Annotated in this window: 12 protein-coding genes; 1 reads left to right on the top strand and 11 read right to left on the bottom strand. The window is 38.3% G+C overall.

What is annotated here, in order from left to right; all coding sequences use genetic code 11:
- Positions 1–117: 117 nt before the first annotated feature.
- The 11 genes from IGK96_RS03195 to ssnA all read right to left on the bottom strand — a co-directional run bounded on the left by IGK96_RS03195 (position 118) and on the right by ssnA (position 14,106).
- Entirely contained in the window at positions 118–1,125 is a 1,008-nt protein-coding gene (locus IGK96_RS03195) for an XdhC family protein (protein WP_010776031.1), read from the bottom strand.
- A complete protein-coding gene (locus IGK96_RS03190; protein ID WP_002356595.1) occupies positions 1,122–1,481 on the bottom strand; it encodes a winged helix-turn-helix domain-containing protein in 360 nt (119 codons plus the stop codon). Before IGK96_RS03190 ends, IGK96_RS03195 begins: the two co-directional genes overlap by 4 nt.
- Positions 1,482–1,574: 93 nt before the next feature.
- On the bottom strand, positions 1,575–2,894 hold the full coding sequence (locus IGK96_RS03185; RefSeq protein ID WP_113821028.1) for a nucleobase:cation symporter-2 family protein: 1,320 nt from the start codon (positions 2,892–2,894) through the stop codon (positions 1,575–1,577).
- 93 nt (positions 2,895–2,987) lie between these two features.
- Positions 2,988–3,368 (bottom strand): RidA family protein, encoded by a 381-nt coding sequence (locus IGK96_RS03180; RefSeq protein ID WP_002362244.1) that lies wholly within the window; start codon positions 3,366–3,368, stop codon positions 2,988–2,990.
- 14 nt (positions 3,369–3,382) lie between these two features.
- A complete protein-coding gene (gene arcC / locus IGK96_RS03175) occupies positions 3,383–4,327 on the bottom strand; it encodes a carbamate kinase (protein ID WP_010818467.1) in 945 nt (314 codons plus the stop codon).
- 240 nt (positions 4,328–4,567) lie between these two features.
- Complete coding sequence (gene ygeW / locus IGK96_RS03170) at positions 4,568–5,761, bottom strand: knotted carbamoyltransferase YgeW (RefSeq protein ID WP_002359643.1); 1,194 nt, start codon at positions 5,759–5,761, stop codon at positions 4,568–4,570.
- Between the two features lie 38 nt (positions 5,762–5,799).
- Positions 5,800–7,125 carry a YgeY family selenium metabolism-linked hydrolase gene (locus tag IGK96_RS03165; protein ID WP_002362247.1) on the bottom strand — a complete coding sequence of 442 codons (1,326 nt, stop codon included), beginning with the start codon at positions 7,123–7,125 and terminating at the stop codon, positions 5,800–5,802.
- Complete coding sequence (dpaL, locus tag IGK96_RS03160) at positions 7,116–8,309, bottom strand: diaminopropionate ammonia-lyase (RefSeq protein WP_002356589.1); 1,194 nt, start codon at positions 8,307–8,309, stop codon at positions 7,116–7,118. The genes IGK96_RS03165 and dpaL overlap by 10 nt, the downstream gene beginning before the upstream one ends.
- A 23-nt stretch (positions 8,310–8,332) precedes the next feature.
- Positions 8,333–9,706, bottom strand: coding sequence for a dihydropyrimidinase (gene hydA, locus IGK96_RS03155; protein ID WP_085443243.1), 1,374 nt, complete (start codon positions 9,704–9,706; stop codon positions 8,333–8,335).
- A 29-nt stretch (positions 9,707–9,735) separates the two neighbouring features.
- The gene (ygfK, locus tag IGK96_RS03150) at positions 9,736–12,741 is read right to left on the bottom strand and encodes a putative selenate reductase subunit YgfK (protein ID WP_085443242.1); all 3,006 of its coding nucleotides are present in this window, start codon (positions 12,739–12,741) and stop codon (positions 9,736–9,738) included.
- Positions 12,742–12,771: 30 nt separating this feature from the next.
- Positions 12,772–14,106: a putative aminohydrolase SsnA gene (ssnA, locus tag IGK96_RS03145; protein ID WP_085443241.1), complete on the bottom strand. Its 1,335-nt coding sequence runs from the start codon at positions 14,104–14,106 to the stop codon at positions 12,772–12,774.
- Between the two features lie 403 nt (positions 14,107–14,509).
- On the opposite strand from ssnA, the gene IGK96_RS03140 reads away from it, so the two are divergent.
- On the top strand, positions 14,510–15,148 hold the full coding sequence (locus IGK96_RS03140) for a helix-turn-helix transcriptional regulator (protein WP_002381503.1): 639 nt from the start codon (positions 14,510–14,512) through the stop codon (positions 15,146–15,148).
- Positions 15,149–15,321 lie beyond the last annotated feature (173 nt).

Genomic DNA, 15,321 nt, shown 5'->3' with positions numbered 1-15,321 from the left:
TTGCACCTCGATTTCTGATATAGTTTAGTGTTCAATCACCTAGATTATACCACAAATCTTCGTTCTAAAAATTATTTTTTAGCAAAAAAACTTTTTTATTTAACTCAAAAGTCCTCATTATTGATAGCGCTGTTGAATTAATTCTCCCGCGATGCTAATCGCTAACTCTTCTGGTGTTTCGGCTGCAATGTCTAAGCCAATTGGCATGAAAATTCTTTCAATTTCAGTCATTGTATAACCGACCTCTTTTAACCGTCGAACTTGTGAAGCAATTTTGTGTTTGCTCCCCATCACACCAATATATTTGGCTGGTGTTTCCAATAACTGTTTGGCAACGATGAAATCAAAATTGTGTCCTCTGGTAATTACTATACCATAATCGTCCGCCGTTATTTCAATAAACGCAGCTAAATTTTCTAAAGGAATAACCCGTAGTTCCTCAGCTTGTGGAAAAGCTTGTGCCGTCAAAAATTCTGGACGATCGTCCACTACAACGCAATAAAACGATAAATAGTTTAAAATAGGTACCAATGCGCGTGCGACATGACCACTTCCAAAAATATACACTTTCCCTACTTGGAGGATCGCTTCTGTTAAAAAAGTGATTTCCTCTTTTTGCTCACAATAGATACCTTTAGGTAGCAAACTTAATTCCCCCTCCCAAGAAGTGGAACCAATCAATTTGCCTGTTTCACTATAAAAGGATACTTTTCCTAAATTGTTTTGATCTAGTTCAGTCATTAACCAACCTTGTTGATTATTTTGAAATTGCGTTTCTATGGACTCACACAACTCTTTTAAAAATGGCGTTTCCCATGAAAGATAATGGAAAAAAATCGTGACATTTCCGCCACAGACCATGCCTAAATCAGCAATATTATTCGGGGCTAAAATAAATTGACGTTGTGCATTTTCTTTCTCAATAAGTAGCTTTTTTGCCACTTGTTCAGCCTGAAATTCAACCGCGCCACCACCAACAGTTCCGGCTATTCTACCTTCGGCGGAAACCAGCATTCTAGCCCCTTGACTTCGTGGTGTAGATCCTGAACTTGTACCAATCGTTAATAACATCGTGTCTTGCTTTTCCAATATTGCCTGTTTCAAACGCTGAAATACTTCTCTCATTTCAGTTCCTCCGATACTACATCCTGTTCTTTAAATATTTCTTCAAAGCATGCCTCTACCTGTTGATACACTTTTTTCTCAAATAAAAGATATTGATCAATCAACTCTTTTCCTTGATCCGTAACAATTGACCCGCCACCATTACAACCACCAACACTTTTGATAATTAATGGAAAAGATAGCTCTTCTTCAGCTACCCGCACAATCCGCCATGCCTTATTATAAGACATTTTCATCTCTTTTGCCGCTAAGTTTAGTGACCCAGTTTGCTGAATTTTTTGTAAAACTTCGACAACGCCAGGACCAAAAAAGTTCCGATCTGTTTTTAATTTTAAGTTTAAGGAATACGTAAACATCTTCTCCTCCTTTATTCGTTCATTTTTTTATAGATAACGTAAGGGAAAAAGGATACGAAAGCTTACTCACTTTCGTATCAAAAAAAGCAATCTTCACTCAAGTGCTACGCGCTTTTTTGGTTTTAAAATGACATTTAAAAGGACTGCTACCAAAGTGGTTAAGATAACTTCCGAATTACCGAAAATCGTTGTTACCCAAGTTGGAAAACCAGCTAAGCTTCCAGTAGACAATGTGACACCAATTCCAAATGCTAGAGCTGTTCCGACAACCCCAGTATTTCGAGGAGTCATTTCCTGCGAAGCAATCATCCGAATACCTGTCATAGAAATAGAAGCAAAAACTGAAATCGTTGCGCCACCAATTACCGCGTAAGGAATCGTAGTTAATAACGCAGCTACTTTCGGAACAAAACCAGCAATTAATAATATAACTGAAGCGAAAACCAGAACATACTTATTAATCACTTTTGTTACCGTAACCAGACCAACATTTTGTCCAAAAGTTGCCACTGGGATTGATCCAAATAAACTACCAATAAAGTTAGTGAAACCACTCCCCATAATTCCGCCAGATAATTCTTCATCCGTTGCATCCCGATCCATTGCCCCAACCGTTGTTGCTGTAAATTGACCGATGGCTTGAACAGCATCAACAATAAACATCACCACAAGCGTAAAGATAGGCACCAGTTGAAAATCCAGTCCAAAATGAAACGGGGTAATTACCTGAACGATTTTAGCATTTTGAACTGGCTCAAAACTAACCATCCCTAAATCTAAAGAAATCAAATAACCAATAACCATTCCGTTTAAAATTGCTGATAACTTCAAAAATCCTTTTGCAAAATAATTGAAGTAAAAGACAATCGCAAAGGTTAATAATGCAACTAACCAATTCCGGGCTGAACCAAAATCAGCACTACCAGCTCCTCCTGCCATATACTTAATCGCAACAGGAAACAGGGATAGGCCAATACTTAAAATAACCGTTCCTGTTACTAAAGGCGGAAACAACACACGGATTTTTTTAATGAACAAACCAACAATAATAACAAGAATACTGCCAACTAATTGGGAACCAAAAATTGCTGCAATCCCAAAATCAGCTCCGATGGCCATCAAAATCGGTACATACGCAAAACTTGCCCCCATCATAACTGGTAACCGTGAACCCACTTTTCCAAAAATAGGGAAAAGTTGAATTAACGTGGCAACTGCTGAAAAAATCAATGATGTTTGAATCAAAATAGTCGTATCACTAGGACTTAATTGGCAAACTTTGGCAATCATAATTCCCGGTGTGACAATCCCTACTACTGCTGCGACAACGTGTTGCAATCCCATCGGAATTGCTTCAGAAATTGATAGTTTCGCATCATATTCAAATAATGCTTGCTCTTTTTTTTCATTCATAGGATCGTTTCCTTCTTCTTTTTATTCTAAAAGGATTGTTTCCCTTAATCAGTAAAGAATGCAATCCTTTTTCCCTCAGAAACATCTTAAAAATTATCCTTTGACAGCAACTGCTTCAATTTCAAATAAACCATCTTTTGGCAACTTGGCTACTTCTACACAAGAACGTGCAGGCAAAACTTCTGAAAAGTAATTCCCATAGATTTCGTTAATTTTGCTAAAATCAGACATATGTTGTAAAAACACCGTTGTTTTCACAACATTATCATAGGTCATCTCGACCTCTTTTAAAATCGAACCTAAATTGATAAAAGCTTGTTTTGCTTGTTCTTCCACTGTAGTCTTCATTTCGCCCGATTGCGGATCTAATCCTAGTTGTCCAGAAATGTACAACGTATTTCCCGCTAAGACAGAATGTGAATAAGGACCTACAGCAGCTGGTGCCTGTGCAGAATTAATCATTTTGTTTGTCATCGTTTTCCTCCATTCTATGATTCTTTATTTTCAATTAAAGTCCCTGTTTTTCCAGATAATCCTTCTTTGGCTTTTTCTAATAACGTAATCAATGTTTTTCGACCTGGCTTAGATTCAGCAAACTTAATCGCTGCTTCAACTTTTGGTAACATTGAACCTGGAGCAAACTGACCTTCTTGCGCATATTGTTTCATTTTTTCTGTTGAAATATTCCCTAAGGCTTCTTGATTTTCTTTACCAAAATTAATACAAACTTTTTCAACTGCTGTTAAAATCACGAGCAGATCAGCATCCACTTGTTCAGCCAGTCGTTCACTACAAAAATCTTTGTCGATGACTGCATTTACACCTTTTAGTCGGTTCCCTTCTTGAATGACTGGGATGCCACCACCGCCGCCAGCAATGACTGTTTGGCCAGCATCAACCAATGTTTGAATCGTGAGAAGTTCGACAATATTTTTTGGTTTAGGAGAAGCGACGACTTGGCGATAACCACGGCCAGCATCTTCCATCACTTGTATATTTTTTTCTTTGACTAATTGTTCTGCTTCTTCTTTTGTCATGAAGCGACCAATTGGTTTCGTTGGTTTTTTGAACGCCGGATCATTTTCATCCACGACCACTTGAGTGACTACGGTGGTGACGGCTTTACTTATATTTCGTTGACGCAACTCTTCTTGTAGCGCATTCTCTAAATCATAGCCAATGTAACTTTGACTCATGGCTACGCACATGGATAACGGAACAACTGGATATTGTGGATTATTAAAGGAAAATTCTTCCATAGCTAATTGAATCATCCCCACTTGAGGACCATTGCCATGAGATAAAATAACTTCATATCCTGCTTCAATCAAATCTGCAATCGCTTTGGAGGTCTGTTTTACGGCAGTCATCTGCTCCGTCAAATTATTTCCTAAAGCATTGCCACCTAAAGCTACTACGACGCGTTTGCCCATTGCTTCACCTCATTTTCTGTTTTATAAAAAGGACGATGCTTTTTCTTTTTCACAACGAGTTTTCGTATTAACTGTCTGTTGTCGTTGCATGAAGTCAACGCACATGACTAAGCGTTCTTGACTCGAGACAATCACACATTCATGAATAGACTTGGGAAGGTCTTATTTGTTCATGTTGAAGAGGCAACTTCTAATGATTCATTGTGTAAAGAAAAAGCATCTGTCTTCATGCCAAATTCATTATTTTACTTCTCTTGGTGTCGCTTTATCCGCTAAGTCTGTTAAAGTTTTTTGCGGATTTTTTACTTTACTTAAGAAAATCATAGCCGCAATAACATACGGTTTGTAGCTAGCTTCTTTGTAAAGTTCGACCCGATAACGATCGAAAACAGAAGCTTCCACTTCGCCTTCTTCACAACTAACGCCAGTAATATCAGCTGGTAGACAATGCATATACAAAGCTTTGCCGTCTTTTGTTGTTTTCATCAATTCTTCTGTACATTCCCAATCTTTGTGCTTTTTATTTTGAGAAAGTAATTCTTGTTCTAATTGATCAATTCCTGCTTGGTCACCATTGCCATATAATTCAGTTCGCTTTTCCATTGCCGCAAAAGGTGCCCAGCTTTTCGGATAAACAACATCCGCATCTTTGAATGCTTCTGCCATACTATTCGTTTTAGTAAAGTTTCCACCAAATTCTGCTGCATTTTTCTTCGCAACTTCTTCTACTTCTGGCATAATTTCATAACCTTCTGGATGTGCTAAGACGACATCCATTCCTAAACGGGTCATTAGACCAACAATTCCTTGAGGAACAGATAATGGTTTTCCATAAGATGGTGAATACGCCCAAGTCATGGCAACTTTTTTCCCTTTCAGGTTTTCAATGCCACCAAATTCATGAATTAAATGCAACGCATCCGCCATTGCTTGCGTCGGATGGTCAATATCACATTGTAAATTCACTAACGTTGGGCGTTGTTCTAATACCCCATCTTTATATCCTTCTTGGACAGATTCTGATACTTCGTGCATGTAAGCATTGCCTTTACCAATGTACATGTCATCACGAATACCAATGATATCAGCCATAAAAGAAATCATGTTTGCTGTCTCACGTACAGTTTCTCCGTGAGAAATTTGACTTTTTCCTTCGTCTAAATCTTGAACTTCTAAGCCCAAAAGATTACACGCTGAAGCGAAACTAAAACGTGTTCTTGTAGAGTTGTCGCGGAATAAAGAAATTCCCAAGCCACTATCAAAGATTTTAGTTGAAATATTATTTTCTCTTAAATAGCGTAATGTATCGGCAACTGTGAAAACAGCTTCTAATTCATCTCTTGTTTTTTCCCAAGTTAGGAAAAAGTCATTTTCGTACATTTTTTCAAATTCTAATTTATCTAATTTCTCAATATATTCTTTAAACGTTTCCATTCCATCTGCTCCTTTTTTCTTGTCTAATAATCCTTTACTTAACCACAATAGACCGTTGGTAATGCCGCATAAACGGCTGCACAACGAACCAAATCATCTTTCCAAGTTTTTTCATTTGGTGCATGTGCTTGTGCTTCCGCCCCTGGCCCGAAACCAATACAAGGAATGCCATTACGTCCCATAATTGAAACGCCATTTGTTGAGAAGGTCCACTTATCTAACAATGGGCGTTCTTCACGCATTTCCACTGTTTCTACAGAGCCTTTCCGTGTTTCTCCATAGAGATTTTTGTGCGTTTCCATCAAGGCTTTTGTTACATCATGATTTTCTGGAATTACCCACGTTGGGAAATAACATTCAATTTCATAAGTTAAATCCGTATAAGAAGGACGATCATAGTTGTACATTGAAACCGTCACATCATCTCCATATTTTTTAACAGCTGGTAAATTGCGAATTTCTTCTAAACAACTTTCCCAAGTTTCTCCAGCAGTCATTCGACGGTCTAGTGAAACGGTACAGCCATCCGCAACAGCACACCGACTTGGTGAAGAATGGAAAATTTGCGAAACAGTCACCGTACCACGACCTAAGAAACGGGCTTCTTGCCACTCTGGATTGTACTTAGGATCTAACATACGAACTAAACCACGAATCGCTGTGCTTTCTGTATCTCCATTGTTGTTTAAGGCACGAACATCTTGTAAGATATCCGCCATTTTGTAAATGGCATTATCTCCACGTTCTGGTGCTGAGCCATGACACGAAACGCCTTTGACATCAACTTTAATTTCCATTCGGCCTCGTTGACCACGATAAATCCCACCATCTGTTGGCTCTGTTGAAACAACAAATTCTGGACGGATACCGTCTTCTTTGATAATGTACTGCCAGCATAAGCCGTCACAGTCTTCTTCTTGGACAGTAACTGTTACTAAAGCAGTGTATTTTTCTGATAATAGACCTAAATCTTTCATGATTTTAGCGCCATAAATAGCCGAAACAATCCCGCCCTCTTGGTCAGACGTACCGCGACCACCGATCTCAGTTTCTGTTTCATAGCCATCGTAAGGATCAAATTTCCAGTTACTCATTTCACCAATTCCGACAGTATCCATGTGCCCATCAAAAGCAATTAATTTTTCACCAGACCCCATATAACCAAGTAAATTCCCTTGAGGATCAATGTCAATTTTATCGAAACCTAATTTTTCCATTTCGGCTTTTGCTCGCGCAATTTTGTTGCCTTCTTCTGCACTTTCTCCTGGAATTTTGACAAGGTCTCTTAAAAATTTGACCATATCTTCTCTGTAACCTTCTGCTGCTGCATTTACTGCATTAAAATCCATTCCTTTTACCTCCATAAAATTTTTTTATAATTGTCTGGATCAGTGTCCCCTTCGGTAGAAAACATTAAAACGTTTGACGTCTCATCCAGTTGCAATGCCTCACGTAATTCTTGATAGTCGGGATCTTGCATCACTGTAGCTACTAAGCCCATTGCTACTGCCCCAGATTCGCCTGATACAACTTGCGGATCCCCTTTTAATGGCGCGCCCAACATACGCATTCCTTTTTCAGAAACCCAATCTGGTGCTGAAACAAAGAAGGATGTATGATTTTTTAGAATATCAAAAGAAATCGTATTAGGTTCTCCACATGCTAGGCCAGCCATAATTGTCTGTAAATCACCATCGACAAAGCGAATTTCTCCGTCTTTTTTAATTGCTGATTGATATAAACAGTCAGCCGCCTGTGCCTCAACTACGACCATAATCGGTGGGTTTTCTGGAAAAGCATTAGCAAAATAACCAATCACCGCCCCAGCTAAACTGCCGACACCAGCTTGAACAAAAACATGACTAGGTCGTTCAGAGCCAAATTTTCTTAATTGTTGAGAGGCTTCTAACGCCATCGTTCCATATCCTTGCATAATCCAAGTTGGAATTTTTTCATATCCGTCCCAAGCGGTGTCTTGAACCATGACACCGTTTTCAGTTTCTTCGGCCATTTTATTAGCCATTCGCACACATTCATCGTAATTAACTTCTTCGATTGTGACGGTTGCGCCTTCTTTTTCAATATTTTCTTTTCTCGTCTGTGTTGAACCCTTCGGCATGAGTACAACTGATTTTTGACCTAATTTATTCGCAGCCCAAGCGACTCCTCGTCCATGGTTGCCATCAGTTGCTGTAAAAAACGTAGCTTGTCCAAAAGCTGATCGTAATTGATCAGAAGTTAATTCATCATATGTTAGTTCCGAAACATCTTTCTTTAATTTTTCGGCAATATAGTTAGCCATGGCAAACGAACCACCTAAGACTTTAAAAGCATTTAAACCAAAGCGATAAGATTCATCTTTAACAAAGAAATCATTTAACCCCAGATACGCGGCCATATGATTCAATTCTGCTAATGGTGTTTCTGAATACTGTGGAAAACTTTTGTGAAAAGCCAAAGCTTTCTCAATTTTTTCTTTAGACATCAGAGGTAAGTACTTATCCTCCGTCTTCGGCATTTCATTTGCTGTCCATTTAATTTTTTCCAAAAATACTTCTCCTCCTTCTATTTTTAAGTTGCTTTACGAAAAACAAATTTTCCTTGATTTGCCAAGATGACTTGCCCAGCTTCAGCAACTTTTTGACCTCTTAAATAAACCATTCGAGCCTGTCCTTGTGTTTCAAATCCTTCATACGGCGTATAATCGACATTTTGTAACTGCGTTCTCGCAGCAATCACGCCGGTTGTTCTAGGATCCCAAATAACTAAATCGGCATCACTGCCTTCTTGCACCACACCTTTTTGTGGATACATCGAGAATTGTTTAGCAATATTTTCAGAAAGCAAAGCAACCATTTTTTCCAAGGTGATTCGGCCCTTCGCCACACCTTCCGTGTAAATTAATTCTGGTCTCGTTTCAACACCTGGCATCCCATTGGGAATTTTACTAAAATCATCTTCGCCAACTGTTTTTTGTCCGTGAAAATTAAAACTGCAGTGATCTGTCGATATTGTATTGATTGCCCCCTCTTTAATCCCTTGCCACAAAGCCTGTTGATCCTCTCGTTTGCGTAGTGGCGGTGAGCAGACATATTTTGCTGCTTCAAAATTAGGCGCATCATACAAGTGATCATCTAGTAAAAGATATTGAGGGCAAGTTTCTACATAGACTGATTGTCCTCTTTGACGAGCCCGTTCCACCGCTTCTAATGATCGTTTTGTGCTTAAATGCACAATATTAACCGGCAAATCAGCCATTTCCGCTATCATCAAATATCTTGCTACCGCTTCTGCTTCAACAGCCGCCGGTCTTGATAACGGATGATAGTGCGGGGCTAACTTTCCTTGAGAAACATATGATTGGATTAATTCATCTACTAAATCACCATTTTCACAATGAACGCCTAACATTCCATTAACTTTTTTTATTTCCTTCATCGCTTCAAAAATTTCCGCATCTGTGGTCCGTAAGTTATCATAAGCCATATACATTTTGAAGGAAGTAATACCTGCAGCAACCATTTCCTGAATTTCAGCAGCTATCGTTGGTTTCCATTCAATCATGGACATATGGTAAGTATAATCACATGAACTCTTGCCTTCAGCCAATTGATTCCAAGTAGCTAAACAGTCTTTCAATGAGCCACCTTTATTAGGTGTAGCCATATCAATAACCGTAGTCGTACCTTTGGCCACCGCCGCTTGGCTGCCAGTAGTAAAGTTATCCGCCGTACTTAACGAACCTTTGCCATTATTTAATTCCAGATGCGTGTGCGCATCAATAAAGCCTGGTAATACATAACACCCCGTAACATCCTCAATCTGAGAATTTTCTACTGGTAAATTTGCCCCTATCTCTACAATTTGCTCGCCGTCAATTCGAATATCCAATTGACGACGATTATATGCAGATACGACGGTTCCACCTTTGAGCAGAATAGACATCTATTTATCCCCCAGTCGTAAATTTCCTTTTATGCTTGCATACAATAAGCATATTCTTCAATCATAGTTACCATTAATGCGATTAAATCTTCTGGTACATCTAATCCTTGATCCGTTAATTGAATTGTTGACACCGTTCCCCATAAACGCAGTAAACAAATTTTATCCACAGGATTTTGAACATAGAAACCTGAATTAGTACTGTCATAAAAATCAGCTTCACTGTTAAATAAGGTAAATTTGTCTTTGTAAGGGGCACTTGCATAAGGGCAAAATGTTTCACAGTTGCCACATTCGTTACACATCCGATCAACATGAACAATTTGTGGTTTTCCTTCGACGTACACAACAATATTTGCTCGGTTTGGACAGACATCCATACAAGATTCACAAATTGTGGAGCATTCTAAGCAACGACTAGCTTGACTACAAGACATCTCGTCTGTCACAAGGATACCTCGTTTGTTTCTAACAAATGCAACATCACTATTTAAATTATCTTTTTCATAGTGATGATTGTGGACAAGACAAATATTATTGGCCGCTTTGGTTGCATCAGCGATTGCTTCAACTATTGTGGCTGGTCCTAAATTAGCGTCACCAATGACATAGATGCCTGGTATATTTGTCTCCAATGTTTCTTGATTTGAAACGACTTTCCCATAGGTGTCCGTGTGAATGCCTAATGCTTGGTAAAACTCTGTATCTACTTTTTCACCAACAGCGGCAATCACTGTATCAGCAGGAATATCAATCATTTCTCCTGTACCAACTGGACGACGGCGTCCAGAAGCATCTCGTTCACCTAGGACCATTTTTTCACAAGTTAATTGTTGATTTTCATGTTTAATTGGCGAAAGTAATTCTAAAAAGTCGACACCATCTTCTAAGGCTAAATAAAGTTCTTCTTCATCTGCTGGCATATTGCGTTTATTCCGACGATAAACCACTGAGACTTTTTTAACACCAGGTAATGTTGTGGCTGCACGAGCACAGTCCATGGCTGTATTTCCGCCACCAACGACGACAATCTGTTCTCCATAAGGATTAATTGTTGGATTTTCTCGGTTTGCTTTTAAAAATTCTAACGAGTTCAATGCTCGACCAGATTCTAAACGAAGGACCCCATGTTTCCATGCACCAATGGCATAAATAACATTCGTATAGCCTTGGTTTTTCAATTCCGCCAATGATGGCGCCTCTTGTCCTGTACGGAATTCGGCTCCCATAAATTCCGCTAACTGAACGTCTTTTTGAACAGATTCCATAGAAATTCGAAATTCTGGTACAATCTGGCTACAAACGCCCCCAATTGTCTCGGATTTTTCAAACACAGTAACAGGCATGCCTTCACGTGCTAATAAATACCCAGCAGAGATCCCTGCAGGGCCTCCACCCACAACAGCTGTTTTAGGTGCATTTTCTTTTGGCTGTGGCTTTTCTAGTGTCGTCAATAATTCATCATAAGCATGTTCAGCTGCTTCTAACTTCACTTCCCGAATATGAATAGATTCTTCATAAAATTGACGTGTACATTTAGTCATACAAGGATGTGCACAAATGGTTCCAGTAATAAAAGGCAACGGATTTTTATCGACAATTACTTGCAAGGCCTTTAAATAATTGCCTTCACTTACATAACGAAGGTAAGCAGGAATATCCTGATTGATTGGACAACCACCGTCACTTCGACAAGGAGCGATATAACAATCTGTTAGTGGAACTGTTTTTCTTAGTTTGGTACTTTCTGGTAATTTAATTGATTTTTGGTAACGCGCTTGTGTTTTAGCTTTCTCAACAACTTGGGCTAATTTATCCAAGTTGACATGAACCATCTGAGGATATTCTGCTGCGCTTAATACATTAGCAACTTGATTCATTCGTTGATAGCCACCAGGTTTCAACAGCGTCGTTGCCATAGTGATTGGCCAAATACCAGCATCAAATATTTCTTTACTATTGAAAATATCTGCACCGCCAGAATAAGAAATTTGTAGTTTCCCATCAAATGCTTCTGATAATTTTTGTGCCAATGAAATACTAAGAGGAAATAGCGAACGTCCTGACATGTACATTTCATCACCAGGTAATTCATTTGCTGCAATCGTTACCGGGAAAGTGTTCGTAATTTTAACTCCGAAGCTTAGATTTTTACTATTGGCTAATAATTGCAGACGTTGTAACATCGGTACTGCTTCTTCAAATTGTAAATCTTCTTTAAAATGGTGATCGTCAAAAACCATATAATCAAACCCTAGCTCATCCATCGTTTGACGCGCATATTCATAACCTAACATGGTTGGATTACATTTAATAAAGGAATGGAGCCCTTTTTCACTTAATAAATAGGCCGCAATTCGTTCAATTTCGTCTGATGGACAACCGTGTAAAGTCGACAGCGTAATAGAATGACAGACTTTAGGACTAATTGCTTCGATATATAAGTCATCTACTTTTTTAAAATAAGATAGATATTTTTTGGCAGCTGCTTGGCATTCCGCCCAAATCGGCGTTCCTTCTGCGTTCTGCATTTCGTTAATATAACGATCAATTTTTGGTGATTGAATCCCTGCCAAATCATAGCCAACACTCATGTTAAAAATGAAACCATTCGGGTCACCTAGCTCGAACTCTTTACTCAGTAACTTCAAAACGAACCATGCTTTGACGTATTCATCATAAGCTTGGGGAACGCGCAATTCTGTGGACCACTCAACGTTGTAACATTCATCCGCTGCTGCGATACATGGTTTACTCACTGGTAAATCTTCTCCATCCAGTATCTGGACTGTCTTAACTTCAAAAAAACGAGAACCTGTTAAATAGGCCGCAATAATATTTTGTGCTAATTGTGTATGAGGACCTGCTGCTGGACCACAAGGGGTTTCCATTTTTTCTCCAAATAACGAAATCGTTTTTGTAGGATCCGCATGATAAAATTTACGAATGCCAAAAATTGTGCCATCTTGTTGATACTCACTAAAAATCCAATTTAATAAAGCCTCAATTGAGATGGGATGCATAATATCACTCATTAACGTCACTCCTTTTATTTATAATGAAAGCTATTGATTTACTCGTTTCCAGAAAGATTGTGCTTGCGTTTGCGCATCATGCCAAACTTTCTCTTCATCAATTCCTTGAACTTCACGATTACGCATCCGAATTTCTCCATTAATCACCGTGTCAGTAACCATCCCACCATTCATGCCGAATAAAATGTGCATGTTATAATTCTCTTTTGTCATTGGTGTCGAGCCATGATAATCAACAATAATGACGTCTGCTGCTGCATCAGGTTCTAAAACGCCTAGCTTTGTTTTAAAATAGCGATTAGCCATTTGCGGATTATTATCAAACAGCATTGCGGGAATTTCTGCCCAAGCTGCATTTGGATCAGCTAAATGATGTTTGTGGATAACATTTCCTACCTTATAAGATTCCGTCACATCATTCGTATAACCATCTGTGCCAAGACCCATCAAAATACCATACTCATTAAACATGCGCATTGCAGGTGGGCAACCGACCGCATTCCCCATATTCGACTCTGGATTCGTGACCACCATTGTGTCTGTATCTCTTAGTAATTCCATCTCATGAGGTCCAATATGGATGCAATGGCCTGCCATTGTCTGTTTTCCTAAAATTCCTAAATCAAATAATCGGTTCACAATCGGCTTCCCATATTTTTTCAAAGAATCATGAACATCGGCTAAATCCTCTGCAATATGAATATGATAACCAATCCCATCTGGCGTATTGGCTGCACATAATTCTAAAGAAGCATCTGATAAAGTAAAGGCTGCATGCATACCCATCATCGCTTTTTGCATATCATCATTTCTTAAGGAACTGGCTTTAATAAAGGCGGCATTTTCTTGAACAGCTTCCCGCATTTTCTGCTCACCATCGCGATCAGAAACTTCATAACAAAGGCAGGTCCGAATCCCTAACTCGTCCGCTGCATTAGATAATTGGGTTAAACTCCCTGTAATTTCTCCGTAACTAGCATGATGATCAAAGACAGTTGTAACACCGTTGCGAATACTATCTAAATAAGCAACCTTACCACTTTGATAAGTGTCTTCTAATGTCAAGGCACGATCAATTCGCCACCATTGATCTACCAAAATATCCATGAAATTTTTAGGATGATAATTCGTTAAACTTAACCCACGTGCAAAGGTACTATAAATATGATTGTGCATGTTAATAAAGCCTGGCATAATCACTCCACCTTTAGCATCAATAAATGTCGCTTCTGGATAAGCTTGTTTTAATTCTTCTGTCGTTCCGACTTGTTTCACAACTTGACCATCAATCGCCACACACCCATTTTCAAAAAAATGATTCTGCGCATCCCGAGTGATTAAACGCCCATTTCCAATTAATAACATGTATTCTCCTCCTATTTTTCAACCTATTCCCCACAAGTGGCAAACGCTTACAAATCAATCGCTCAATCATTCACGAATATAGCTTGATTAGCTTTGCTAATCTACATTCCTTACGAAAAGCATTTGAAGCGCTTGCATTTTTTTACTAACGAACTCATTAACTTAATTAAAGTATATCACCTTACCTTAAAAAAAACAATGCTACCTAAAAAATATTTTTTAGAATTTTGACAGCCGTTATCTTGTATTATTATTTTTATCATGCTATCATTATTTTTCAGAACAGGTAGTATGCGACATTAAAGGATTTAGCCCTGCCTATTCCATTTAAAAATATTATGTTAAATTTGACACAATCTTATAAAAACTGTTTGTGCCAGGCACATTAGAAAGGAGCTTATTTATGTTATCCGACGAAAAACTTACTTTTTTAACACAAATTGCTAAAGGTTTAGCTGGTCAATTTGGTGAAAACTGCGAAGTCGTTATCCACCAAATCAATGAAGACAATATTAACAATTCTATTGTTTCCATTGAAAATGGTCATGTCTCTTCTCGTCATCTGGGCGATGGACCTTCTCAAGTAGTCTTAGAAGCCTTAAAAAAAGACCCTAGTGAGTTGAATGATCATATTAACTATCTGACCCGCACCCATGATGGTCGTATTTTAAAATCTAGTACAATGTATTTTAAAGATGAGAATGGTCAACTCGATGGTATTTTTGCTATTAACTACGACATCACTACATTGATTGCTGCAGAGTCGAACTTAAAATCTTTGATTTCCACTGCAGAACCTGAAGAAGATAAAGACCCTGATTACATTCCTCAGGATGTTAATGAGTTGTTAGACGATTTAATTCACGAATCAGTCAAATTAGTTGGCAAGCCGGTCCCATTAATGACGAAGGACGATAAAATCAAGTGTATTCAATTTTTAAATAATAAAGGCGCCTTCTTAGTCACTAAATCTGGGGACAAAGTTTCTAACTTCTTCAATATTTCTAAATATACGCTATACAGTTATATTGATGCGAAATAAAAATGGAAATCGATGGACGATTTGTTGTTAAGACAAGTCGTCTATTCTCTTTTTTCCTTCACTATTCTACTTTTTCTAAAAGACTTTTTAAATAATAGTAAGAAAAAGTAAAAGGAATTAATTTTTTATTTTAGTTATGGTATGATAGATTGAGTTTAATTTAAAATAACGAA

Source organism: Enterococcus sp. DIV0682 (assembly GCF_051712685.1).
Classification (GTDB): domain Bacteria; phylum Bacillota; class Bacilli; order Lactobacillales; family Enterococcaceae; genus Enterococcus; species Enterococcus faecalis.
The sequence above is the reverse complement of the archived record's forward strand: the minus strand, read 5'-3'. Positions and strand labels throughout refer to the sequence as shown.